The organism is Embleya sp. NBC_00896 (assembly GCF_045207785.1).
Taxonomy (GTDB): domain Bacteria; phylum Actinomycetota; class Actinomycetes; order Streptomycetales; family Streptomycetaceae; genus Embleya.
The window spans coordinates 1,026,654-1,049,984 of record NZ_CP108777.1 but is presented as its reverse complement, the minus strand read 5'-3'; the positions used below and the strand labels follow the sequence as shown (position 1 = coordinate 1,049,984).

At 72.9% G+C, this 23,331-nt stretch carries 19 protein-coding genes and 1 pseudogene; 15 read left to right on the top strand and 5 right to left on the bottom strand.

All coding sequences use genetic code 11. The annotated features are described in order from the left end of the window. The first annotated feature begins 32 nt into the window (after nt 1–32). From OG928_RS37925 to OG928_RS37900, 6 genes and pseudogenes are all read left to right on the top strand, one after another. Nucleotides 33–1,907 (top strand): GAF domain-containing protein, encoded by a 1,875-nt coding sequence (locus tag OG928_RS37925; RefSeq protein ID WP_331766540.1) that lies wholly within the window; start codon nt 33–35, stop codon nt 1,905–1,907. A gap of 315 nt (nt 1,908–2,222) precedes the next feature. Beyond that, nucleotides 2,223–4,028, top strand: a complete 1,806-nt coding sequence (locus OG928_RS37920) for a glycosyl transferase (protein ID WP_331766539.1) — start codon at nt 2,223–2,225, stop codon at nt 4,026–4,028. 200 nt (nt 4,029–4,228) lie between these two features. Beyond that, entirely contained in the window at nt 4,229–4,687 is a 459-nt protein-coding gene (locus OG928_RS37915; protein ID WP_331766538.1) for a hypothetical protein, read from the top strand. A gap of 11 nt (nt 4,688–4,698) precedes the next feature. Beyond that, nucleotides 4,699–4,896: pseudogene (locus OG928_RS37910) on the top strand (response regulator transcription factor); the annotation flags it as partial. Nucleotides 4,897–4,998: 102 nt separating this feature from the next. Continuing rightward, nucleotides 4,999–7,974: an AAA family ATPase gene (locus OG928_RS37905; RefSeq protein WP_331766537.1), complete on the top strand. Its 2,976-nt coding sequence runs from the start codon at nt 4,999–5,001 to the stop codon at nt 7,972–7,974. Between the two features lie 46 nt (nt 7,975–8,020). Further along, on the top strand, nt 8,021–9,043 hold the full coding sequence (locus OG928_RS37900) for an iron-siderophore ABC transporter substrate-binding protein (protein ID WP_331766536.1): 1,023 nt from the start codon (nt 8,021–8,023) through the stop codon (nt 9,041–9,043). A gap of 103 nt (nt 9,044–9,146) precedes the next feature. On the opposite strand, the gene OG928_RS37895 is transcribed toward OG928_RS37900, so the two are convergent. Then, nucleotides 9,147–13,550, bottom strand: coding sequence for a hypothetical protein (locus OG928_RS37895; RefSeq protein WP_331766535.1), 4,404 nt, complete (start codon nt 13,548–13,550; stop codon nt 9,147–9,149). Nucleotides 13,551–13,649: 99 nt separating this feature from the next. Continuing rightward, nucleotides 13,650–14,540 carry an AraC family transcriptional regulator gene (locus OG928_RS37890; RefSeq protein WP_331766534.1) on the bottom strand — a complete coding sequence of 297 codons (891 nt, stop codon included), beginning with the start codon at nt 14,538–14,540 and terminating at the stop codon, nt 13,650–13,652. A 50-nt stretch (nt 14,541–14,590) separates the two neighbouring features. On the opposite strand from OG928_RS37890, the gene OG928_RS37885 reads away from it, so the two are divergent. Together OG928_RS37885 and OG928_RS37880 are read left to right on the top strand one after the other, a co-directional pair. After that, nucleotides 14,591–15,022 (top strand): DUF2000 domain-containing protein, encoded by a 432-nt coding sequence (locus tag OG928_RS37885; RefSeq protein ID WP_331766533.1) that lies wholly within the window; start codon nt 14,591–14,593, stop codon nt 15,020–15,022. Between the two features lie 84 nt (nt 15,023–15,106). Beyond that, the gene (locus OG928_RS37880) at nt 15,107–15,655 is read left to right on the top strand and encodes a flavin reductase family protein (RefSeq protein ID WP_331766532.1); all 549 of its coding nucleotides are present in this window, start codon (nt 15,107–15,109) and stop codon (nt 15,653–15,655) included. Between the two features lie 126 nt (nt 15,656–15,781). Here the strand turns inward: OG928_RS37880 and OG928_RS37875 are convergent, their stop codons facing one another. Both OG928_RS37875 and OG928_RS37870 read right to left on the bottom strand, forming a co-directional pair. Continuing rightward, complete coding sequence (locus OG928_RS37875; RefSeq protein WP_331766531.1) at nt 15,782–17,059, bottom strand: MFS transporter; 1,278 nt, start codon at nt 17,057–17,059, stop codon at nt 15,782–15,784. A gap of 111 nt (nt 17,060–17,170) precedes the next feature. Further along, nucleotides 17,171–17,698 carry a cupin domain-containing protein gene (locus tag OG928_RS37870; RefSeq protein WP_331766530.1) on the bottom strand — a complete coding sequence of 176 codons (528 nt, stop codon included), beginning with the start codon at nt 17,696–17,698 and terminating at the stop codon, nt 17,171–17,173. A 379-nt stretch (nt 17,699–18,077) separates the two neighbouring features. Here OG928_RS37870 and OG928_RS37865 point away from each other — a divergent pair, with 379 nt between their 5' ends. From OG928_RS37865 to OG928_RS37850, 4 genes are all read left to right on the top strand, one after another. Next, nucleotides 18,078–18,590: a SigE family RNA polymerase sigma factor gene (locus OG928_RS37865; RefSeq protein WP_331766529.1), complete on the top strand. Its 513-nt coding sequence runs from the start codon at nt 18,078–18,080 to the stop codon at nt 18,588–18,590. Nucleotides 18,591–18,662: 72 nt separating this feature from the next. Beyond that, a complete protein-coding gene (locus OG928_RS37860) occupies nt 18,663–19,637 on the top strand; it encodes a hypothetical protein (RefSeq protein ID WP_331766528.1) in 975 nt (324 codons plus the stop codon). After that, nucleotides 19,634–20,563 carry a DUF3152 domain-containing protein gene (locus tag OG928_RS37855; protein ID WP_331766527.1) on the top strand — a complete coding sequence of 310 codons (930 nt, stop codon included), beginning with the start codon at nt 19,634–19,636 and terminating at the stop codon, nt 20,561–20,563. Before OG928_RS37860 ends, OG928_RS37855 begins: the two co-directional genes overlap by 4 nt. A gap of 277 nt (nt 20,564–20,840) precedes the next feature. Continuing rightward, complete coding sequence (locus OG928_RS37850) at nt 20,841–21,416, top strand: hypothetical protein (protein ID WP_331766526.1); 576 nt, start codon at nt 20,841–20,843, stop codon at nt 21,414–21,416. A 30-nt stretch (nt 21,417–21,446) separates the two neighbouring features. On the opposite strand, the gene OG928_RS37845 is transcribed toward OG928_RS37850, so the two are convergent. Next, nucleotides 21,447–22,043 (bottom strand): helix-turn-helix domain-containing protein, encoded by a 597-nt coding sequence (locus tag OG928_RS37845; RefSeq protein WP_331766525.1) that lies wholly within the window; start codon nt 22,041–22,043, stop codon nt 21,447–21,449. 66 nt (nt 22,044–22,109) lie between these two features. Between OG928_RS37845 and OG928_RS37840 the strand changes: the two genes are divergently transcribed. Genes OG928_RS37840 through OG928_RS37830 form a run of 3 tightly spaced genes read left to right on the top strand, consistent with a single transcriptional unit; the run spans nt 22,110 to nt 23,326 of the window. Next, nucleotides 22,110–22,847 carry an AzlC family ABC transporter permease gene (locus OG928_RS37840; RefSeq protein ID WP_331766524.1) on the top strand — a complete coding sequence of 246 codons (738 nt, stop codon included), beginning with the start codon at nt 22,110–22,112 and terminating at the stop codon, nt 22,845–22,847. Continuing rightward, nucleotides 22,847–23,155 (top strand): AzlD domain-containing protein, encoded by a 309-nt coding sequence (locus tag OG928_RS37835; RefSeq protein WP_331766523.1) that lies wholly within the window; start codon nt 22,847–22,849, stop codon nt 23,153–23,155. Before OG928_RS37840 ends, OG928_RS37835 begins: the two co-directional genes overlap by 1 nt. 12 nt (nt 23,156–23,167) lie before the next feature. Beyond that, complete coding sequence (locus OG928_RS37830) at nt 23,168–23,326, top strand: hypothetical protein (protein ID WP_331766522.1); 159 nt, start codon at nt 23,168–23,170, stop codon at nt 23,324–23,326. Nucleotides 23,327–23,331: the final 5 nt, after the last annotated feature.

The window sequence follows — 23,331 nt, the reverse complement described above, 5'->3', positions numbered from 1 at the left end:
GGCGGCCGGCCGGGGCCACGCATAATGGCCGGATGGATCCCGTTTCGGCGGTGGCCGCCGTCCGGGCCCTGCTCGACCTGCTGCACCGCGACGCTCCCGCGGGCGAGTTCGAGCGCGCCGTCGTGGCGGCCCGGGCCGCCGGGGCGACGCCCGAGCTGCTCGCCGAGATCGACGGTGCCAAGGTCACCGCGTTGCGGCTGCGCGACGTGCTGCGGGAGCGCCGCCGCCGGGAGTCCGAGCTGGCCGCGCTCAACGAGACCGCGAGCGACCTCGCCGGCCTGCGCGACCTCGACCTGGTGCTGCGCGCGATCGTGCACCGCGCCCGATCGCTGCTGGGCACCGACACCGCCTATCTGTCGCTGCACGATCCGGTCGCGGGCGACACATACCTGCGGGTCACCGCCGGGTCGGTGTCCACCCGCTTCCAGCGGCTGCGGCTGGCCATGGGCGAGGGGCTCGGCGGCCTGGTCGCCGAACTGGCCACGCCCTACGTGACCGCCGACTACTTCGCCGACGACCGCTTCCTGCACACCCACACCATCGACGGCGGGGTCCGCGAGGAGGGGCTGGTGGCGATCCTGGGCGTGCCCCTGCTGCTGGGCGAGACCGTGATCGGCGTGCTGTTCGCGTCCGAGCGCAGGCCCCGGGTGTTCCGGCCCGACGAGATCTCGCTGCTGTGCTCGATGGCCGCCCACGCGGCCGTCGCCATCGACACCGCGAACCTCCTGGAGGAGACCCGGTCCGCGCTCGCCGACCTCGCCCGCGCCAACGAGCGGGCGGCCGCGCACAGCGCCTCGGTGGAGCGGGCCGCCTCGGCACACGACCGGTTCACCGAACTGGTCCTCGCGGGAGCCGGCGTGGACGACGTGGTGCGCGCCGTCGCGGAGGTCGTGGGCGGCGAGGCGACCCTGTGTCTGGGCGACCCGGATCCGGAAGCGGCCGGGCCGGGCGACCCCGACTTCGTGGCCGCCTCCGCGCAGGCCCAGGCCACCGGCCGCGCGGCCCGGGTCGGCCGGGTGCACATCGCGCCGGTGTCGGCCGGCACCGAGCACCTGGGCGTGCTGGTCCTGCACAGCGGCGACGACCAGGCCGCCTCGGACGCCCGGATCCTGGAACGGGCGGCGATGGTCATCGCCCTCCTGGTCCTGTTCCGCCGCTCGGCCACCGACGCCGAACACCGACTGCGCGGCGAGCTGCTGCACGAGATCCTGACGTCCACGGGCCGCGACCCGGCCGCGCTGACCGACCGCGCGGCCCGGCTCGGCGCCGACCTGGACCGCCCGCACGTCGCCGTGGTCGTCGACGCGCCCGACGCCGACCGCGCGCGCCTGGGCTCCGCCGTCGCGCACCTGGCCGCCACCGCGCACGGTCTCGCCGGCGAGTACGACGGCCACACGGTGCTGCTGCTGCCGGGCGACCGACCCGCCGAGCTCGCGCGCCGCGTCGCCGCCGACCTGCGGACGGCGCTGGGTCGCCCCGCGACGGCCGGCGCCGCCGGTCCCGCGCGCGGTGTGGCGGGCTGCGCGGACGCGTACGCCGAAGCGCGCCGCTGTCTGGAATCCCTGCGCGCGCTCGGCCGCGTGGGCGAGGGGGCCTGCACCGACGATCTCGGCTTCGTGGGCCTGCTGCTCGCCGAGCACAAGGACGTCGCGGGCTTCGTGCACCGCACCATCGGTCCCCTGCTCGACTACGACCGGGCCCGCGGCACGGAGCTGACCCGGACCCTGTCCGCCTACTTCGACTGCGGCGGCAGCCTCACCCGGACCCGTGAGCTGCTGCACGTGCACGTCAACACCGTGTCCCAGCGGCTGGAACGGGTGGCCGCGCTGCTCGGCCCCGACTGGCAGGACCCCGAGCGCGGCCTCCAGCTCCGCCTCGCGCTGCACCTGGCTCCCCTGGTGCCGTGACCGGAAAGGCTCACCGGCTCTCGGCGCCTGACCCGGGCCGGTGACGACACCGCTTCCGCGCCCTGTCCCGACCCCGCCGCGATCGGGTCGGTCGGCCTCTCGTAGCATGGCCGGCGATCAACCGCCGCAACGTCACCCGGCGTGGTCGTACCGTCGTGCGCGCCGGTGGGGATCCTCCGCCCGAACTCCGTCGTCGGCCTTCGCCGCCAGTCCCGGTGCGAGGTGTCGTGGCGCGCCCTCGTGCGGGCCGAAGGCGCCTCGTCGGGTCCTGGCGCCTCGGCCCCGAGTCGGCAGTCTTCCGGAAGGACCCGATGCATGGCGCTCACCGAGGCCCTCAGCGAAACTCGGCAACGCGCCGCCGCCCGGCTGGAGCGCGTGGCCGTCCCGCGCCGGCTGCGCAGTCGACGCGCCGTCGAGTGGTGGATCGCCGCCCTCTTCGTCTGCGCGGGCTTTTGGCTGTACAAGGACCTGTGGGCGGATCTCGACCACGCCTACCTGGTCAACGGCGGCCAGGACCAGAACATGTGGGAGTGGTTCTTCACCGTCACCGCCGACGCGACCGTGAACCTCCGCGATCCGCTGTTCACCGAACTCCAGAATCATCCGCTCGGCGTGAACATGATGGCCAACACGGCCATGCTCGGCCTGGGCATCCCGCTGACTCCGGTGACCCTGATCTTCGGGGCCTCCACCACCTGGGCCATCGTGCTCACCGGCGGCCTGTCCGGTACCGCGTTTGCCTGGTACCGGTTGCTCTCGCGGCATCTGGTCCTCTCCCGCGTGGCGGCGGTGATCGGCGCCGCGCTGTGCGCGTTCGCGCCGCCGATCGTCTCGCACGCCAACGCGCACCCCAACTTCGCGGTGTTGTTCGTGTTCCCGCTGATCGCGGGGGTGCTGATCCGGCTGTGGCGCGGCGAGCCGCCGATCCGCAACGGCATCGTGCTCGGGCTGCTGATCGCCTTCCAGATCTTCGTCGGCGAGGAGCCGCTGCTCTTCGCCGCCACCGGGTTCTTCGTGTTCGGGGTCGTGTACGCGCTCGCGTCGCCCCGCGAGGCCCGGGCCGCGGCGCGGCCGTTGGGCATCGGCCTGCTCGTGGCGGCGGCGCTGTCGCTGGTGTTGGTGGCCTACCCGCTGTGGGTGCAGTTCTTCGGGCCGCAGAGCTACACCGGGATCGAGCACGAGGCGGGCAACGACGCGGCCGCCTTCGTGGGGTATGCGAGCGATTCGCTGGCCGGCGACCGGGCCGGCGCGGCCACGTTGTCGGTCAACCAGACCGAGGAGAACGCGTTCTACGGCTGGCCGCTGGTGATCCTCGCGGTCTTCCTCGCGATCTGGCTGTGGCGCATGGCCGTCGCCCGTGCCGCCGCGATCACCGCGCTGGTCGCGGCGGTGCTGTCGCTGGGCGTGACGATCGTCGTCGACCACGAGGACACCGACATCACCGGGCCGTGGAAGTGGGTGAACGAGCTGCCGCTGTTCGAGTCGACGCTGGAGTCGCGGTTCGCCCTGGTCTGCGCGCCCGCGTTGGGGATATTGCTCGCGCTGGCCACCGACCGGGTGTCGGCCTTGGTCCGGTCGTGGTCCGGAGCCGTGCCCGGGGTCCCGATTCGGCTGATCTGGGCGGGGGTGCTGACCATGGCGCTGTTGCCGATCATGCCCACCCCGCTGGACGTCGCGGATCGGCGACCCGTGCCGCGGTTCTTCGCCGAGGGGGACTGGCGGCGGTACGTGGACGACGGGTCGGTGGTCGTGGTGCCGCTGCCGAACGCCGGCGACGCCGACGCGCTGCACTGGCAGAACGAGGCGGGGAGTGGCTTCCCGCTCGCGGAGGGCTACTTCGTCGGGCCGTGGGGTCCCGACCGGATCGGCGTGTACGGCTCCCCGTACCGCCCCACCTCCGCACTGCTCGGCAAGGTCGCCGCCGAGGGCGTGGTCTCCGAGATCACCGACGACCAGCGGCGCGAGGCCCGTGAGGACATGGCGTACTGGCGCGCCGACGTCGTCGTACTCCCCGAGCGTGAGCACGAGTCCGAACTCGTCGCGACCCTCGAAGCCCTCCTGGGCCCGAGCGAGCGCGCCGCGGACGTATGGGTCTGGGACGTCCGCCGCCTCGTCCCGTGACAACCGCGGAGCATTCGCCGGGCCGGGTTACGACGAGCCGGCGGAGTGTGTTTGTTAATGGCTGGTCGTGGGCTCGGATCGGTTGGATGATCCGGGTGGGCCGACGGCCTCGGCCGGGGCGCCGAGTTCCTCGAGGGTCGTCGAACAGGAACCCGCTTCGAGCGCGGTGTTCCGGTGAACCGTTGGGAGGAAACAGCCGCGTGAAACACCTGAGCGAAGCGTTGGAAGCGCTCGACGCCCAAGACACCCGGACGCGTGACATCGCCGCCGACCGGCTCGGCGACCTCTTGCAAGGCACCGCTTTGCCGCAGGCCGACGCCGAACTGGTCGTGTCGCGGCTGGTCGCCCTCTTCGTCCGTGACTCGGACCACGGCGTTCGGGAGGCCGCGCTCAACTCGGTCTGCGAGGCGTGCAATCGCCGCCGACTACCGCTACGACTGTTCGAGGACCTGGTCCCGATTCCGCCGACCCTGAGGAACGACCTTCTCGCGTACACCCTCTACATCCTCGGCTCGACCCGGGATCCCGCCGCCGAAGAGGTGATCAGCCCCTTCGTCACCCACGCCGACGCCTCCGTCCGGGAAGAGGCCGCCCTCGCTCTCGACGAGATCCACGCAGCCCAAGGACCCCGGAACGCATCCCCGCCCCACAGCTCTTGACGCACGCCGCGCTGGGCAGACTGAGCCGGCGGGAGCGAGAGGTGGCCGCCGCGGTCGGCCAGGGCCGCTCCAATGCCGAGATCAGCCGCGAGCTCTTCATGAGCGTGGCCACCGTCAAGGCCCATGTCTCCTCCGTGCTGACCAAGCTGGACCTGAACAACCGCACCCAACTGGCCATCCTCGTCCACGACGCCGGTCCGACCGGCTGACCGGCACACCCGCCGGCCGCGTGGCCCCACCGGACCGGTCGGGTGCGTGGTGTCGGTCACCCGCTCGTCCCGGTTGTCGGGGATCGTGGGAGGCTGCGTTCTGTGACTGTTCTTGTCGGTGCGCCGCTTTTCGTTGGCCGTGAACCCGAGTTGGCGAGGCTCGTGGAGGCGCTGCGGGACGCCGACGGCGGGGTGCCCCGGGTCGTCCTGGTGACCGGTGAGGCCGGCGTCGGCAAGACCCGGTTGCTCGACGAATTCCTCGGTACGGCGGGGGGATGGTCCGAGAACGCCGTCGTCGCGGTCGGCTCGTGCCTGGAACTGGGCGCCGAGGGGCTGCCGTTCGCCCCGTTCGCCGGGGTCCTGCGCGCCCTCGCCGGGGCGCTGGGGGACGACTTCGAGGCCGCCGCCGCGGACCGCCGGCGCGAACTGGCCTGGATCTCGCCGACGCTGGCCGACGAAGCCGCCGACGGGGTGCCGCCCGAGCGGGCGCGGTTGTACGAGACCGCGCTGCGGCTGCTGGAGCGGCTGGGCGAGGATCGCCCGCTCGTCATCGCGTTCGAGGACCTGCACTGGGCCGACTCGGCGACCCGCGAGCTGCTCGCGTTCCTGGTCCGCTCGCTGCGCCGCGGCCGGATCCTGATCGTCGGCACCCTGCGCGCCGACGCGATGGACCGCAGCCACCCGATGCGCCGCCTGGTCGCCGAGCTCGAACGCATCCGCACCGTCACCCGGATCGAACTCGGCCGACTGACCATGTCCCAGGTCGAGCAGCACCTGGGCGGCCTGCTCGGCACCACCCCCTCGCACGCCCTGACCCGCCAGGTGTTCGAGCGCTCCGAGGGCAACGCCTTCTTCGTCGAGGAACTCGCCGCCGGCGTGCGCGACGGCCGGCTCACCGACCTCTCCGACACGCTGCGCGACCTGCTCCTGATCCGCATCGAGCAGTTGCCCGAATCGGCTCGCCGGGTGGTTCGGCTCGCGGCCGTCGGCGGCATCGGCGTCGAACACCCGCTGCTGGCCGAGGTGGCCGGCCTCGACCCCGACACGCTGGAGACGGCGCTGCGCGCGGCGGTCTCGGGCCATGTCCTGGTGTCCGACCCCGACGGCTACTCGTTCCGGCACGCCCTGGTCCGCGAGGCGGCCCTCGACGACCTGCTCCCGGGCGAGCGGATGCGGATGTACGCGGCGTTCGCCGAGGCGCTCGACGCGCTCGTGGCCCGCGGCGAACTGCCGGCCCGGCGTGAACACGTCGACCGCAGGGCGCGCTACTGGTTTGCCGCGGGCCGCCCCGCGCAGGCGCTACCCGCGTGCGTGACCGCCGCGGCGGCCGCGACCGACCGCTACGCGTTCGGCGAGGCGTGGGCCCTGTACGAGAGCGCCCTCGCGCTGTGGGACCAGGTCCCCGACCCGGAGACGGCCACCGGTACGACCATGGCGGAGCTGCTCGACGGGGCCATCGCGGCGGCCCACTACGACAACGCCGGCGATCGCGAACTCGCGCTGCTGCGCCAGGCGTTGGACCTGGTCGACGAGGAGCGCGAGCCGTACCGCGCGGCCGCGTTGTGGACCCGGCGGGCGAAGACCCTGTGCCGGCTGGCCCGCAGTTCGGGCATGACCGAACTCGAACGCGCCGAGCGACTGCTCGTGGGACTGCCGGAATCGAACGAATACGCGGCCGTGGTGATCCGGATCGCCCGCACACACTTCCTGGAGGGGAACGGCGAGGAGGCGCCGGCGGTCGCTCGCCAGGCGCTGGCCATCGCGCGCCGGGTCGGCGACGAGGACGTCATCGCCGGCATGGAGCAGATGCTCTCGTGGTTCCTCGCCGGGGTCGGCGAGATCGAGGAGAGCCTGGCGCACGGCCGCGAGGCGCTGCGCATCGCGGAACGCGCGCACGGCGAGCCGGACACGCTCGTGTTCGTGCTCGGCAACTGGGCCTCGGTGCTGGAGGGGCTCGGTCGGCACGAGGAGTCCGTCGCAGCGGCCCGCCGGGCCCTGGACGTCTCGCGCGACCGCGGCCTGATGCGCGTCAGCGCGGCGTTCATCCTGGGCAACCTCGCCGAGAGCCTGTTCTCGCTGGGCCGCTGGGACGAGGTCGCCAAGGCGGTGGACGACCTGCGCGAGCACGACCCCGACCGATTCGCCACCGGTCACGCGGAACGGTCCCTGGCCCTGTCCCACCTCCTGCGCGGCGACGTGGCCGAGGCCGCCGCGCTGCTGGCCCGGACGCAGGAGAACGGCCGGACCGCCTACCAGGAGGCCCAGCACCGGATCCCGCAGTCGGCCGCCGAGATCGCGCTGGCCCGAGTGCAGGGGAATCGGACCGCGCTGCGCGAGATCCTGGACGCGGAACTGCGCGCCGGATTCCCGGTCGGCAACCAGCGGTTCGCGTTCCCGCTGCTGGTCGAGGCGGCCCGCGCGTACGCCGCGGACGCGGGCACGGACGAGGCCCGCGAGGACCTGCGCCGGATCCGCGAGGCCGGCGCCGCGCTCGCGCTCGACTGCGACCTCGACCGGGCGCACGCGGTGACCCTGACCGCGCTGCTCGCCCGCGCCGAGGGCACCGACACCCTCGCCCGGTGGCAGACGGCCGCGGCGGCGTGGGAGCGGACCACCCAGCCCTACCTCACGGCCCAGGTCCAGGCCGACCTCGGCGCCGCGCTGATCACCGCCGGCGACCGCGTCGGCGCGACCGAGGCGCTCACCCGCGCGCACGCCGAGGCCGACCGCCTCGGCGCCGTACCGCTGCGCGAGCAGGTCGAACTCCTGGCCCGCCGCGCCCGCATCGACCTGGCCGTGCGCACCACCGGCCCGGCCCGACCCACCCATCAGGTCGGCGACCTGACCCCTCGCGAGCGCGAGGTGCTGCGCCTGGTCGCCGACGGCCGCACCAATCGACAGATCGCCGAAGAGCTGTTCATCAGCGTCAAGACGGCGAGCGTCCACGTCTCCAACATCCTCGCCAAACTGGAGGTCGCCACCCGAGGCGAGGCGGCGGCCTTGACGCACCGCGTCCACCTCCTCGAAGACCCCCCAGCCGAACAGGCGGCGTCCTCGGGGACTTCCGGCGTGCTCTAAGGTAAGGCTTACCTCCATACCTTCACGCGCCAAGGAACCAGGACCCATGCCGATACCTCGCCGCCGGATCGCCGCCGTGGCCGTGACCCTGTCCGCCGCCCTGCTCACCGGGGCCTGTGGCAGCTCCGACAGCTCGGACGGCTCGGACAAGACCAAGCCGGCCGTGGCCCAGGGCGGCAAGGAGTTCGGCAGCGCCGGCCAGGTCACCACCGGGCTCGGCACGGACGCGGCCCCCGGGCAGTTCCCGCGCACGATCCGCACCGCGATGGGCGACGTGACGCTCAAGAGCCAACCGAAGCGGGTCGTGGTCCTGGACACCGGCGAGCTCGACAACGTCGCGGCGCTCGGCGTCCAGCCGGTCGGCGTCGCGTTCACCGACGGCTCGCAGGAACTGCCCGCCTACCTGGACGGCAAGGCCGGCAAGCCGCAGAAGGTCGGCACGATCAACAACCTCAACCTCGAGGCGATCGAGAACCTCAAGCCCGACCTGATCCTCGGCAGCAAGCTGCGCGCCGAGCAGCAGTACCAGGTGCTGTCCAAGATCGCGCCCACGGTGTTCTCGGTCCGGCCCGGCTACACGTGGAAGGAAAACTTCCTGCTCAACGCCGCGGCCCTGGACAAGACGGCGGACGCCAAGCGGCAGCTGGACGCCTACCAGGCGCGGGCCAAGGCGCTCGGCGACAAGCTCGGCCCGAACAAGCCGACCATCTCCATGGTCCGCTTCATGCCGGGCAAGATCAGGCTGTACGCGAACAAGTCGCTGATCGGCACCGTGCTCCAGGACGTCGGCCTGCCCCGTCCGGCCAACCAGAACATCGACGACCTGGCCGTCGAGCTGTCCGAGGAGCGGATCACCGAGGCCGACGCCGACCGAATCTTCGTGGGCACGTACGGCCCGGCCGACAAGACGGCCCAGACCCGGGTGACCGACAACCCCCTGTGGAAGAAGCTCGGCGCGGTCGAGAAGGGCAAGGCCGTCACGGTCCCCGACGAAACCTGGTATCTCGGCCTGGGCGTAGTGGCCGCCGACTCGATCCTCACCGACCTGGAAAAGCACCTGACGTCCTGACCCGGCACCCGAAGACGGCGGGCCCGCCATTCCCGAAGACGGCGGGTCCGCCATTCCCAGCCCGTCCGGCGTTTGAGGACAAGCGGGCCGCAGGCCGGCCAAGTCAGTCGAGGATCAACGGTGCCCGCCCCGCATGCGCCAACATGTTCGCAACGCCGGCCGCGGGCCCCTCGGCCCGCCGCCAATACTCGTCCCGATCAGTGAGCACCGCGAACAACCGCTGCCACGACCGATCCTCGGTACCCAGCAACTCACCGGCCAGCGCCGCGATCTCCGCGCACGCCGCGTCCGCGGCCACCCGCACCGCCTCCGGCAGGTCGATCCGAACCCGCGCGTCCGCGACGTAGTTCAGCACCCGATCCGCGCACCCGACCTCGTGCACCAGATCGTGCGCGGTCAGCAACCCCTCCTCCAGGAGCGTCTCGACCACGACGTACCACTCGCCGGTAGCGCCATGCGGTATCACCCACGCGACCACCGCCCGAGCCACCTCCGGGCCGCGCCGCGCCACATCGATCGCGTCGCCGGAGTACAGGCGCTGCACGGCCGCGAGCACCACGTGGTCCGGCGCGTCCGGCAGCTCCGCCAGCGCCCGCCACACGTCGGCGGCGAACGGCTCCTGGGCGTGCTCGGCGGCCAGCACCGACCAGTCGCGGGCGTAGGGCTGCTCGAGGACCCGCTCCGCGTCCGCACCGCGCTCGCACGTGCGCAGCTTCGCGACCAGCCGGGCGGTGGACCGTTCGCGATCGAGGCGAGCGGTCAGCACGGCCACGCCCGCGTCCACCCCGCCGGCGTCCAGTGCCTTCTTGGCGATCCGGATCGCGCCGGCGCCGAGCAGTCCCGCGTCGATCAAAGAGCGCAGGTGGTCCGGGCCGCCGAAGCGCAACGAGTTTCGGGCGGCGGCCAGTTGCTCCGGAAGCGAAAGCTTTCCGCGCAGCGCGGTCAGCGCCGCCGCGACCACCTCCGGGTCCGCCGCCTCGACGGTCACAAGGAGCGCGTCCGCCCGGTACTTCGAGAACACGCCGGGTTCGAGCAGCCGCGCCCGCAGCCTGGGCGACACCGGTCCGGGGTCGTCGACCGCGCGGGACAGGATCCGACGCCGCTCCGCCGTGTCGCCACTGCGCTTGACGTCGCCGTACAGGCGGTCGTCGACCATCGGATCGCGCAGGCTCAGCAGCCGATCGCGGACGTATCGCGCGCAGGCCGACCGGGACCGGCCCTGTGCGAGCGCGAGCGCGGCGGCGCGATCGGGCAGCTCCAGCACGTACTCGACGAGGTCGTCGTGCACGAACCGACCCTGGTTGGCGTAGTTCACCAGCGCGAGCGGGGCGTCCCCCTTGAAGTGCGGGATCACCGCGCGGAGCACGCTCAGGTCGGCGTACACGAGCAGACTCGCCGCCTCCGGCGAGAGCAGCGCGGGCGCCGGCGGCTCCTGCCCGGCGGCGTGTTCCAGCAGCTCGGGGAGGGGCAGCTCGGCGCTGTCGGTCTCCATCGCGGCCAGCGCGGCGAGCCACCGGTCCGGGTCGGTGCCCAGTCGCTCGGCGACCAGCGCGCGCACGGCCCGGGTGAGGGGCCGCCGGAGCAGTTGCGCGAACGCACCCGGGCGCGGCGCGTTCAGCGCGCGGGCGGGCATCGCGGCGAGCAGGTGAGCGGGTCCGATCAGGCCCGCGCGGTAGCGCAGCGCGGCCGAGGCGTGCCGCTGGAAGTCCCGTCGCATGCGGGGCACGAGCTCGCGCGTGCGCTCCGCCGGAGCGGTCGCGCATGCCGTGCGCAGCCACTCCGGGTGGTACAGGCCCGGTGCGTCGGCGGCCGAGGTGTCGGCGAACGCCGCGAGCACGCTCGGATCGGACGGGATCGGCGCGCCCGGGACGAGCGAGCGCAGCAGGTGCGCCGCCGCGAGCGAGCACGTGCGATCGCGATTGGGACCCTGGCGGGGCGGGATCGGCAGGGTCGACGCCACCTGGTCGCGGGTTGCGCCCGGCGCCTGCGCGGCCGCGAGCACACGCGCGAACTCGGCGATCTCCGCGTCGCCGCGCGCGGTGGTCTCGGCGTCCGGCCGTTGCCCGGCCGCCTGGGCGGCGACGGTGAGCAGCTCGGCGAGGGTACCGGCGAAGGTGTCGAGCAGGCCGAGCGCGACGGCCACCGCCTCGGGGTGACCGGCGAGGTGGGTCCGCACGAGTGCCGCGATCGCGTCGCGGATGGGCTTCGCCACGGTCTCCGGGTCCAGTTCGGGCAGGATCCACAGCAGCGCCGAGGCCGGATGGGCGGTGTCCACGAGCCGCGCGGGATCGAGCAGCCCATGGCCGACCAGGCCGTCGACCCAGACTCCGTCGCCGGTGTGCAGCGGGACGGCCGTGAGCCGGTCGACGGGTTCGGCGTTGAGCGCCTCGGATCGTGTGCCGTGCGCGCGATTGACCTGGGCCAGTCGCAGCAGGCGGCCGGGTTCGCCGTCGGCGTGCTCGTGGCGCAGGAGTTCGTCGATCGACTCGGGCGCGTACGGCGTGGTGCGGTGGGTCGCGACCAGGCGCGGCAGGTCGTACACGTAGGGCTCGTGCACGATCGCCTGCATCAGTCTGCGGGTGGCGTTGCGACCGCGGTCGGTGGCGAACACGCGGGGCAGGGCGTCGGGATCCTCGAACGGGATGGCCGACGCGGCCAGTTCGCGCATCCCGTCGGGCGAGTCGAGCGCGGCGACCGCGGTGGCCGCCAGGTTCGAGCCGTCGGGTCCGCCCAGCAGGTCGACGAGCCGGCGCACCGCGTCCGGGCCGCCGCGCTCGTGGATCCGGACGACCGCGAAATGGCGCGCGTCGTCGGAGACGGCCGAGTGCAGCGCGCGGTAGACGAGGTCGGGGTCGCCGCTGGTGAGCAGGGGCGTGGTCAGCCGTTGGTCGGGGCAGGCGAGCAGGTCCGCGCGTAGACCGGAGTCCAGGGGGACGAATTCGGTGCGGCCGGGGGTGCGCGGCAGGCCCGACGCGATCGTGCGGCGCAGCGTGAGCGGGGCGTGGTGGTGGCGATACACGGCCGCGTCGATGGTGGGTTCGTCCCGGGCGACGAGTCGGCACAGGTCGCGCGGGTCCAGGGCGGTGTTGCGGGCGATGGCGGCGGCCGGCCGCGGGTCGGGGGTGGCGAGCGCGATGTCGAGGGCGTGTGGGGGGAGCGGGCCCCTGCCCAGGAGCTCGCACAGCAGCGCGTCGGGCAGCTTGGGCAGGAGGTCGCGCAGGTCGTCGTGGTCGGCGGCGTACAGCAGGAAGCGCAAGGGTTTGGCCAGCGCCGTCGGCGCGGCCGAGCCGGCGTCGGGGGCCGGTATCGAACCGTCGGCTATGCCGGTCAGCAGATCGGTCAGGGTGCCGCGATAGCGCGAGAGCGTGGCCCGCAGGGTCGCCCAACGCGGTGCCGAGGCGCCCAGGTGACGGTGGATCAGCTCGGTGAGGGCGGTGCTGGGGGGTAGTTGCGCGAGCGTGCCGACGGCGGTCCGGGCGGGGGTGACGGCGAACAGGACGAGCCGGGCGTGGCTCTCGGCGGCGAGTCCGGCGGCGGTGGTGGTGCCGGCGAGGTGGGCCAGTTCGGGGTGACCCGGGGTGTGCGCGGCGGCCCGGAGCAGGGCGGCGTTGGGTGGGGCGGCGTGCGCGACGGCGGCCGGGTGGGCGCGGTAGAGGTCCACCAGGACGCCGGTCGGGCAGTCGGGGCGGGCGGCCAGCGCCGCGGCGGCGGGCTCGGGGAGGGGCTGCGATCGGTGGGCCAGGTGCAGGCCGGCCCAGTCGAGCCGGCGGCGCCAGGTGGGTTCGGGCTCGCCGGCGCGGAGACCGGCCACCAGGCCGTCGAGGCTCTCGGCCGCGGTGAGGGCCTCGCGGAGGTGGGCGGGGCCGGCGTCGAGGGCGGCGGTGGCGATGGCGGCGACGTCGGGGTACAGCGGTGGCGGCGGGTCCGCGTCGCGCACGTCCACGAGCAACCCGCGCAGCCGCTCGGGATCTCGGAACAGCCCCAGCAGGCCGCCCAGTTGCTCGGCCCGGGTCAGGCGCGCACCGCCGACGCGCAGCGCGTGTTCGACCAGTTCCGGGACGGCGGACACCACGGCGGCGGCGACGAAGTGCGGGCGTTCGGGCGGATCCTCGGTGCTCGCGCGGATTTCCTCCCACAGCGGGCCGAGCGCACCCGGGGCGGTGTGCCGGCCCGGCGCGAGCACCGCGCGCCGCATCCACGGGACGGCGGCGGCGTGCCGGTACACGAGCGCGTCCACGACCGGGTCGGGCTGCTCCAGGAGCGTGGCCAGGTCGGCCGCCGTGGCCCGGCGATTGCGGGCCACGGACCGGCGGACGAGCACGTCGCGATCGCGAACGGCGGCCTCCCGCGCGGCGATCGGCAGCGACACATCGCTCAGGAAGCTGAGTTCGGCGGTACCGAGCCGATGCCGCAGGCGCCCCGCGTCACCGGGTTCGCCGCCCGCCACCGCGAGTCCGAGCAGCACCTCGCCGGACCGGGCGTACCTCCGCGTCGCCCCGTGTGTCACCGTGCGTGCCTCCGTCGTTCACCGCTTTCGACCCGTCGGGCGGCCGGGCGGCCGCGCGACGCTACGACGAACACCCCATCACAGTCCGCCGACGACCTGTCACGAGAGCGCCTGCCCGGGGTGTTCCGGCGGCCGCCGATGCCCCCGGCGCGTGGGCCTGTTCGACGCGGCGGCCGCCCGGGTCGCGGTCAGCCGGGTCCCGGTGCGCGCGAAGTGGCCGGGGCCGGTGCCCAGGAGGCGCTTGAAGTGCCTGGTCAGGTGCGACTGGTCGTAGAACCCGGCGGTCGCGGCGACGGTGCGCGCCGGCATTCCGTCCAGCAGCAGGCCGCGCGCGAGATCGACCCGGCGGCCGGTGAGGTATTGATGCGGTCCGATCCCGAACTCCCGGCTGAAGGCCCGCACGAGGTGGGTGGGGTGCGCGTACAGCAGGTCGGCCGCCTCGCGCAGGGTCAGGCCCGTCACGAACCGCTCGTCCAGCAGGTCGCGCAACCGGTGCGCGATCCCGGGGTCGCGCACGGCGGGCGGGTCGACGACCCGGCCTCGCAGGTGCGCGCGCAGCCGTTCGGTGACGAACGCGAGCCTGCTCTCCGCCTCCAACTCCTCGCCGGCGTGCAGCAACGATGTGTGCAACTGGTGCACGCGCCGGCGCAGCCCGGGATCGTCGAGTACGGGGTGGGCCACGGCGGGTCCGATCAGTTCGTCGGCCACCTGTGTGGAATCGAGGTAGAGCACCCGCTTGCGAAAGCCCGCCGGCGTGACGGCGCAGCCGTTGTGTGGGACATGTGGGGGCAGGAGGGTCACGGTGCGCCGCAGCGGGCCGTGTTCGTGCCGGTCCAGGTCGTACTTCACCATGCCGTGGTCGACGATCAGCAGCGTCCACGCGGCGTGCGTGTGCATCGGATAGACGTGGTCGGTCATGTGCGCGTGCAGGATCTCGGTCACCCCGGCCACGGGCGGGCGCCACGCGACGATGTCCGAGCCGGCGATCATGCAAGGATCGTACAAGACTCGCTTCCGGCGACTCGGAAACAATTCCGGGCATGGCATCCGAGAACGCGCCCGTCCGCTTCGACACCAAAATCGCCGTCCTGCTGCGCGAGGACCTGCCCACGTGGCAGCGCCTGAACGTCACCGCTTTCGTGGTCAGCGGCATCGGCAGCCGGGTCCCGGAGGTGATCGGCGAGCCCTACGCGGACGCCGACGACACCGAGTACCTGCCGATGTTCCGCCAGCCGGTGCTGGTCTTCGAGGGCACCAAGGAGGCGCTGACCTCGGCGCACACCCGCGCACTCGGCCGGGACCTGCCGATGGCGGTGTTCACCTCGGACCTCTTCGGCACGGGCAACGACCGCGACAACCGCGCCATGGTGCGGGCGATTCCGCGGGCCGATCTCGACCTGGTGGGAATGGCGGTATACGGCCCGCGCAACGTGGTGGACAAGATTCTCAAGGGCGCCAGGATGCACCCGTAGAAGGAAAGCCGGAGTAGGTACACCTTCCGTGGGCACTACCCCTACCTCTGGACGATCACTGCGGGGTGCGGAAGGGCGGAAACGATGAGCGACACGGATCGGGGCGACCCGGTCGGTCCGAGCGACCGGGCCGGCGACATCGGCGACTTCGGCGAGTTCGTCGACGGACTCGACTATCCGATGTTCGTCGTCACCGCGTCCCGCCCGGACTCCGGTGAACCGTCCGGCTGCCTGGTCGGGTTCGCGTCGCAATGCAGCATCGACCCGCCGCGGTTCCTGGTCTGCGTCTCGGTCGCCAACCACACGCACGCGGTAGCCGAAGCCGCGCGCACGCTCGCGGTGCACGCGCTGAACGCGCGTCAGCACCCGCTGGCCGCCCTGTTCGGCGAGGAGACCGGCGATCTGACGGACAAGTTCGCGCACTGCGCGTGGACCGAGGGCCCCGACGGTGTCCCGCTGCTGACGGAGTGCCCGCATCGATTCGTCGGTCGTGTGTTGCACACCGTCGCCCTCGGTGACCACACCGGCTTCGTCCTCGAACCGCTGGAAGCCGCCGGCCGCGGTACCAAGGAGCGCCCCCGACTCCTGATGCTCGCCGATGTCCGGGATCTGGAGCCGGGCCACTCCAGCTGACCGCGACGCGCGGAAATCGCGGGCCGTACCCGGGTGTGCCAGGCCGAAAAGACCTGGATGCTCACCGAGGCAGGCCCGCAACGCAGCCGTCGAGTCGTCGTTCCGGACCGCCGCGAGGCGACGAACTCAACGGATCACGAGCAGGGCGGCCAAAGCCGGGCCGAACGCGCCGCCCAGTAGGTAGCAGAGGTTGAACAGCCCGATCGCCGTGGGCCGTTGGGCCACGGGCGCCGACCCGGCCGCGAGCACGGCCAGGGTGGCCTGGCCGGAGGTCGCGGTGAACACCGCGATCGCGGTCACCCCGAGCAGCAGCGGCGCCCACGGGCCGACGACGGCGGTCAACGGCGCCAGCACACCCAGCACGATCAGCACGGTGAGCGTGGTCGACCTGCGCAGCCGGCCGGAGACGGTCGCGAAGCCCCAGGTCGCCGCCGAGCCGACCAGCAGCGCGGCCATCTGGACGAGACCGATGTGACCGGTGCTCCAGCCGGTCTCCCGGGCGAGCAGTCGCGGTACGGCGAACAGCAGCGTGAAGTAGGACGTGGACAACGCGAGGGTGACGACGGCGGCCAGGACGAACGTCGGGCTGCGCAGCACCGCGACCGGGACGAACCCGTCGGGCCGGGCCCGCAACCGCACCACCAGGATCGCGAGCGCGACGACGGCGGCGATCGGCGCGGGCAGCGGGTACTGCGGGACGAGCACGAGCGCCGACACCAGCGCCGCCAGGAGCAGCGCCCCCGTCAGGTCGAACCGGCCCGACTCGGCCGCGGGGGGCCGCGCCGGCGCACGTCCGGCCACGAACGGCACGGCGAGCAGGCCCACCGCCGAGACCACGAGCGCGACGCGCCAGGACAGCGCGCCCCCGATCAGCACACCGGCGGTCGGGCCGACCGCGCCGAACATCCCGAACATCGCGGTGATCACGCCCATCCGGCGGACCGACCCCGCGAGGTTCATCGCGACGGTGGTCAACCCCGCACCGCCGAACGCCTGCGCGGCCCGCCCCGAGATCAGCAGCGGCAACCACGGCGCGAGGGCCACCACGACCGTGCCGAGGGCGACCAGGGCGGCGGAGACGGTCAGCGTGACGCGCGCGCCGCGACGCCGCATCAGGGCGGCGGCGAGCGGCGTACCGATGGCGATCGCCCAGCCGAACACGCTGACCAGCCACGATCCGGTGGCCACCGAGACGCCCAGGTCGGCGGAAATGCCGGGCAGGATCAGTACCGGACTGTTCGCGGTGATCGCCACGGGCGCGGCGAGCAGGGCCAACACGAGGGCGGGGACGGGGCGTTCGGTCCGCGTGGGGCGCGGCACTGGCCGCGGGCGAGTCGCCGCGGTGTCGTCGCGCCGGACGGGAATGGTCCGGGGCGCGAGGGCCGTGCTCAGGGTCGTGCTCATCGTGACTCCTTGCTGGGGCGGGCCGGGAAGACTTTGTCCCGGCCGCCGGACGGGCTCGGTGGAAACCGTCCGGCGGTCGCGGACAGCGGGCCGTGGGCCGGCCCCTACGACTCAGGCCCCGGTCAGGGTCCGGCGCCAGACGGGGCTGTCGACGTAGTGGTTGTCGAAGCGCTCGGACGTCGCGCGGAGTTCGGCGATGTCGGCCTCGCCCTTGTGGACGCGCTCCAGGAGTCGGTAGTAGTCGAAGCGGTCCATGCCGGGGGTGAACACCACGAGCATCTTGGCCTCGGTGTCCGGCGCCGGGGCGAACGCGTGCGGCACGGTCGGCGGCACCACGAGGAAGTCACCGGTCTCCAGGGTGACGATCTCCTCGCCGAGCAGGATGCGCATGGTGCCCTCGAGGACGTGGAACATCTCGCTGGCCCGGGTGTGGAAGTGGGCCGGCGCGCCGGGGGAGCCCTTGGCGAAGGTGGCCAGGTTGGCGGTGAGCCCGGGGGTGTCGGCGAGCAGGGTGATCAGGCTGGTGGGGCCGTCCTGGACGACCTCGGCGTCGTGCGTGCGGACCAGGATCGGGCTGTTCGGGTCGGTCAGGTCGGTCAGGTTGCTCAGGTTGGTCGGGTCGATGTTGTTCGCGGGCATGGTCGCTCCTCGGAAGGGGGTCTTCGGTGGGTCCTGCGGGCGGTCGGTGCTTGCTTTCGCTGCCCGGTTCCGCCGTTCGTTGGTACGAATCTATCGGCGTATTCGACCGGCCCCATGGTGCACTTCGATGCCGAATGCATGGGTCAATTCGATCGCGGGGTCCGGGGCCACGGCATCCGCCACGTCGACTTCGGCGCCGCGACCATCCCGATCACCTTCCTTGCACCCGGGCGGCGAGCGGGATGGCCATTGTCCGGTCCCACAGCCCGGCGGACGGCGGTGTCATGTCGTCTGTTGTGATCCAACACACATGCATCCATTCCATCCCCCGATGCGTATGGATCAGGGACGGATACAGCTCGAAGGGAGGAGGTCGGGGATGGGCCCGCAGGGTCGAGAGGGATTCACCGAGTTCGCCCGGACCTCGGCGCAGCGCCTGTGCCAGACGGCGTACCTGCTGTGCGGCGATTGGCATCTCGCCGAGGACCTCACCCAGATCGCCCTGGAGAAGCTGTACGTCGCGTGGCGCCGGATCGAGCACACCGACCAGCCCTACGCGTACGCGAAACGTGTGCTCCTCAACGCCTATCTCGACCGCAGGCGCCGCCGAAGCTCCACCGAGATCCCCGGCATCGACGCCGCGGCACTCGAACGCAGGCCCGACGCGGCGGCCGCGGCCGATCGCCCGGACGTACGAATGACACTGATCGACGCGCTCATGCTGCTGCCGCCGCGCGATCGGGCGGTGGTGGTCCTGCGCTACTGGGAGGACCACAGCGTGGAGGCGGTCGCCGAGATGCTCGGCATGTCCCGGTCCGCCGTGAAGAGCGCGGGTCCGCGCGCGCTGGCCCGGCTGCGCGGCACGCTCATGGTCAATCCGCTGGTGAGCTGAGCGGAACACGATCGGATGAGAAGACCACGAAGGATTTCCCCGAAACGACCGATGACCAATGGAGGAGGTGACATGGAACCGGAGCTGGACCCGAAGCCGGACCCCGATCGGGCACCCGTACGCGAAACCGAATCCGCACTCGACGTCGAACTCCAACTCGAACGTCAGCTCGAACTCGAACGGGAGCAGGCGTTGGAAGGCGCCTTCAGACGACAGTTGCAGGATGAACTGACCAGCCAGGGAAGCCGACCGATGGCGGCGGTCGTCGAACGCGCGGCGGCGCGCGGCAGGCGGCGTGTCCTCGTCCGCATCGCGGCCTCGGCCGCGGCGGCACTGGCGATCGTCGGCGTGGCGGCGGTGGTCGCCCCCGTCGACGACGACGGCCCCGGCGCGGGACGCGTGGCCGGGCCCGCCTCGGCCGCGGCGCCCGCCTCGGCCGCGGCGCCCGCCTCGGCCACGGTGCCCGCCTCGGCCACGGGACCCGAGTCGCGCCCGCCGTCGATGGCGGATCCCTCACGCGACGAGATCCGCACGGCCCTCGCCCGGGAGCTCGGCGACGTGCTGCCCAAACTGCTGCCGGCGGCCGGCGTCCCGTCGGCGCTGATCACCCGGTACACCCCGGAGGCCGGCATCTCGGCCGAGCTGACGTGGGACGACGGACGGGGACCGGTCGGCGTGTCCCTCACGATCAAACCGATCGAGCTGACAGCGTGCCGGAAGAACGCCTCACCCACGGGCGAGGGCCTGGACGATCACGGGGTCACCCATACGGTGACGTGCACGAATCCCGGTAGGGGGCTGGACATGTACGCGGCGGAGACCTTCACCGCCCGCGACGGCGGGTTCCTCGCCCATGGCGTGGCGAGGCCCCTGGGCCCGAGCACGCTCCGGCTGATCTGGGGCAACGGACCGCTCGACTGGCAGAACCCCGGGAACGCCCTCCGGAAGCTGCCGTTCTCCGATGAGCAGGGAGTGGAGATCGCGATGAACCCGCGCTGGGAATCGGTCGCCCGGCGGCTCGAGGAAACCATGACAGGGATGGGGTGAGTACGCACAACATGGGTCGTCGATCGAAATCGCCCGCGCGCGCCGAGACCCGGACGCGCGCCCGAGCCCGCGCCCGGGCCCGCTCGCGCATGCGGACCCGCGTGTTGACGGCGTCGGGCATCGTGGCCGGCGCGCTGCTGGTGTTCGCCGTCGTGCCGAAGGTCTCCGGGGGCAACCACTCGGCGCCCGACCGCGACGACGCCGAGGTCTCGTTGTCCGAAGGCCCGCCGGTACCGCCGATCGCCCCCGAGGAGCCTTCCGCCCGGCGGGATTTACCGGACCGGCCGGCGGAGAGTGCCTCGGAATCGCCGCCGTCGGCGGAGGACATCGCGGCCCGGATCGCGGTGCGTTTTCCGCTGGAACCCACGCTGCGGCTCGGCGGCAAGTTCACGACCGTGCCCGGTGACGAGGCGGCACCCGGGACGGGCCGCAAGGTCACGTACCGCGTGGAGATCGAGGAGGGCCTCGCGCTCGACGGGGGGTTGTTCGCCGCGATCGTCCAGCGCACGCTCAACGATCCGCGCAGCTGGTCCAGGGACGGCAAGACCTTCGAACGCACCGACAGCGGAGGCGCGTCCTTCGTGATCCGCCTGTCCAGTCCGGGGACCCTGCACCGGATCTGCTCCCCGATAGTGGGTGACACGAGCAGGAACAACGTGTCCTGCAACGCCACCGGAACGCCGTGGGTGATGATCAACGGCTGGCGCTGGGCCCAGGGTTCGACGGCGTACGGCGACGACATAGTGGGCTACCGGGAGATGCTGATCAACCACGAGGTCGGCCACCGCCTGGGCCACCAGCACTCCACCCGGTGCGCGTCCGGCGGCCTGGCCCCGGTGATGATGCAACAGACCAAGAGCCGAAAGGCCGACAACGGCACCATCTGCACCGCCAACCCCTGGCCCTACCCGGCCGCCACCGGTTAGCCGGCCGCCACCGGTCGGGTCGGCCGCGTCGCCGACCCACGAACGCACACGAACACGCACACGAACACGAATACGGACGGGCCCGACGCGTCATGCGCCGGGCCCGTCCCATGTCATGGGCGGGTCGCGGTCGGGCGGGCGCGGCCGACTGTCACATTCGGCGGGGCTGTCCGGTTCTCTGCTGGTGATCGCCGACGCGGCAGGCCCGCGGACGCGATGACCCGACAGCCGCGCGATGACCGGTGCCGTCACCGCGCTCCACGGAAGGCGGCAACCCGTGACGAACACGGACCCGAACACGAACCCGAACGCAGTCCCGAGCGCGGACCCCGACGTGGGCGGTGCCGGCTCCGCACCGGGGAACACGCGGGTGCGCGCCTGGCTGCGTGCCGGCCTGGCGTTCCTCACCGCGGTCCAGTTCGGCGTCGGCTGCTGGGCGTTGTTGTTCCCGCGCTCCTTCTTCGACGTCCAGTGGGTGGGCATGGGGATGGCGTACAACGCGCACCTGATGATGGACTACGGCGCGATGAGCCTGGCCACCTCGGTCGTGCTCGGTGTCGGCGTCGTCACCATGCGGCGGACCATCGTCCGGACCGCCCTCGCGGTGTATCTGGTGTTCGCCGGGCCGCACTTCGTGATCCACGTCCGCCTGCTGCATCACCTCTCGCCCACGCAGGGAAGGCTGTTGTTGAGCATGCTCGCGGGCGCGATCGTGATTCCCACGGTGTTGCTGTTCCTGAGCCGCCACGCCCCGGCCGAGGGAGGACGCCCCACACGGCCCGGTGGCCGGTGGCGCGGCGGCGTCGCCGACCGGTCCGCGACCCGGGCCACGCCGGGGGACTTCGCCGGGTGAATCGGCGGGGGCAAGGGTCGGTCGGACGCGTCAGATGTGCTCCATGACCATGACCGCGGTGGTGTCCGGTTCGAGGGCCTTGAAGATGTGCGGGGCGTCGCCGGGATAGGTGACGTAGTCGCCCGGGGTCAGTTCGATCGGGGCGTCGACCGGGCCGATCAGGGCGCGGCCGGTGGCGAGCACCACGTGCTCGGTGGTGCCGGGCATGTGTGGGGCCGAGGTGCGCGGTTCGCCGGGTTGGACGACCAGGCGGTAGACGTCCCGGCGGGCGTGGGGTGGGCAGGCGGCGAGCAACGTCGCCGAGTAGTCGGCCTGCTCCGAGTGGGTGACGGGTCCCTCGCCGGCGCGGATCACCCGGACGTTGCTGTGCGGCGGGTCCACCAGCCGGCTGAAGGGGACGCCGAGGGCGACGCCCAGCGCCCACAGGGTCTCCACGCTGGGGTTGCCCTGGCCCGCTTCGAGCTGGGACAGCGTGGACTTGGCGATGCCGGCGCGCTTGGCCAACTCGGTCAGGGACAGGCCCGTACGGTTGCGCTCGCGCCGGACGGATGCGGCGATCAAGGCGATCGGGTCGGCTCCGGTTCCGGTTCCGGTTCCGGGTTCGATGGGGGCGCTGGCGCTGCCCATATGTTCGCTCCAGACGTCGCTTTGTTCGACTTGACGAACGTCGCTGATTCGTTCACTGTACCGGATATGCGTTCGTCATACCGAACACTCGATCGCGGCACGCTCCGCGACATCCTGCTGGTCTGTCTCGCCGACGCGATAGTCGGCGCCTCCTTCGGGGCGATCGCCGTCTCCGGCGGCCTCGAACCGTGGGTGCCGATCGTGATGTCCGTGATCGTCTTCGCGGGCGGTGCCCAGTTCGCCGCGGTGGGCGTCGTGCTCGCGGGCGGCAGCCCGATCGCCGCCGTCACGGCCGCGCTGATCCTGAACGCCCGCCTGCTGCCGTTCGGGTTCGCCATCGCCGACGTGCTCGACGGCCGCCGCCGGATCCGCCTGCCGGGCGCCCACCTGATCACCGACGAGTCGGTGGCGTTCGCCCTGCGTCATACCGATCCGGCCAAGCGCCGTGCCGCGTTCCGGGTCTGCGGGATCGGCGTGTTCGTGTCCTGGAACGTGGCCGTGGTGATCGGCGCGCTGGCCGGGACCGGCCTGGGCGACACCGACGTGCTGGGTCTGGACGCGGCGTTCCCCGCCGTCCTGCTCGCGCTCGTGCTCCCCGCGCTCCGCGACCGCGACACCCGCAACGCCGCCCTGCTCGGCGCGGCCGTCGCCATCGCGAGCACCCCGTTCCTGCCCGCCGGCGTGCCGGTCCTGCTCGCGCTGGTCGGCGTCCTGCCGGTGCTGCTGCGTCCGCGCGTCGAAGCCGCCCCGGACCCGGGACCCGACCCCGACCCACGGCCCGACCCGTCCCGAAAGGCGTCCTGATGCCGCTGCTCGCCATCGTCCTCCTGGCCGCCGGAACCTACGCCTTCCGCCTGGTGGGCCCGGTCTCCCGGGACCGGCTGCACGTACCCGAACGCGTCCAGGGCCTGCTGGCGGTCGCCGCCGCCGTACTGCTGATCTCGCTCGTGGCCATCGGCGCGCTCACCCAGGGCCACGGCTTCGCGGGCTGGGCCCGACCGGCCGGCGTCCTGGTCGCGGCAGCCCTCGCCCTGCGCCGCGCGCCATTCCCGGCGGTGGTCCTCGCGGCGATCGCCACGACGGCCCTGCTGCGCGCGCTCGGGGTGTCCTGAGCGGATCCCGCGGTGACCCTCGCGGCGCACACCGACCGCGGCCCGGTGACCCGGGACGACGTCGCCGCCGTGCTTGCCGGGCTGCTGCTCGCACCGGGCACGGCCGGCCTGTCGTTGGACCTGATCGGCGGCCGGACAACGATCGACGAAGCGGTCGCCGCGCTCGGCTGATCGGT

Excerpts from the sequence above, each read along its gene's own strand:
- OG928_RS37925 (WP_331766540.1), top strand. The coding sequence starts at position 33 with ATGGATCCCGTTTCGGCGGTGGCCGCCGTCCGGGCCCTGCTCGACCTG.
- OG928_RS37920 (WP_331766539.1), top strand. The coding sequence starts at position 2,223 with ATGGCGCTCACCGAGGCCCTCAGCGAAACTCGGCAACGCGCCGCCGCC.
- OG928_RS37900 (WP_331766536.1), top strand. The coding sequence starts at position 8,021 with ATGCCGATACCTCGCCGCCGGATCGCCGCCGTGGCCGTGACCCTGTCC.
- OG928_RS37890 (WP_331766534.1), bottom strand. The coding sequence starts at position 14,540 with ATGATCGCCGGCTCGGACATCGTCGCGTGGCGCCCGCCCGTGGCCGGG.
- OG928_RS37885 (WP_331766533.1), top strand. The coding sequence starts at position 14,591 with ATGGCATCCGAGAACGCGCCCGTCCGCTTCGACACCAAAATCGCCGTC.
- OG928_RS37880 (WP_331766532.1), top strand. The coding sequence starts at position 15,107 with ATGAGCGACACGGATCGGGGCGACCCGGTCGGTCCGAGCGACCGGGCC.
- OG928_RS37875 (WP_331766531.1), bottom strand. The coding sequence starts at position 17,059 with ATGAGCACGACCCTGAGCACGGCCCTCGCGCCCCGGACCATTCCCGTC.
- OG928_RS37870 (WP_331766530.1), bottom strand. The coding sequence starts at position 17,698 with ATGCCCGCGAACAACATCGACCCGACCAACCTGAGCAACCTGACCGAC.
- OG928_RS37865 (WP_331766529.1), top strand. The coding sequence starts at position 18,078 with ATGGGCCCGCAGGGTCGAGAGGGATTCACCGAGTTCGCCCGGACCTCG.
- OG928_RS37860 (WP_331766528.1), top strand. The coding sequence starts at position 18,663 with ATGGAACCGGAGCTGGACCCGAAGCCGGACCCCGATCGGGCACCCGTA.
- OG928_RS37845 (WP_331766525.1), bottom strand. The coding sequence starts at position 22,043 with ATGGGCAGCGCCAGCGCCCCCATCGAACCCGGAACCGGAACCGGAACC.
- OG928_RS37840 (WP_331766524.1), top strand. The coding sequence starts at position 22,110 with ATGCGTTCGTCATACCGAACACTCGATCGCGGCACGCTCCGCGACATC.
- OG928_RS37835 (WP_331766523.1), top strand. The coding sequence starts at position 22,847 with ATGCCGCTGCTCGCCATCGTCCTCCTGGCCGCCGGAACCTACGCCTTC.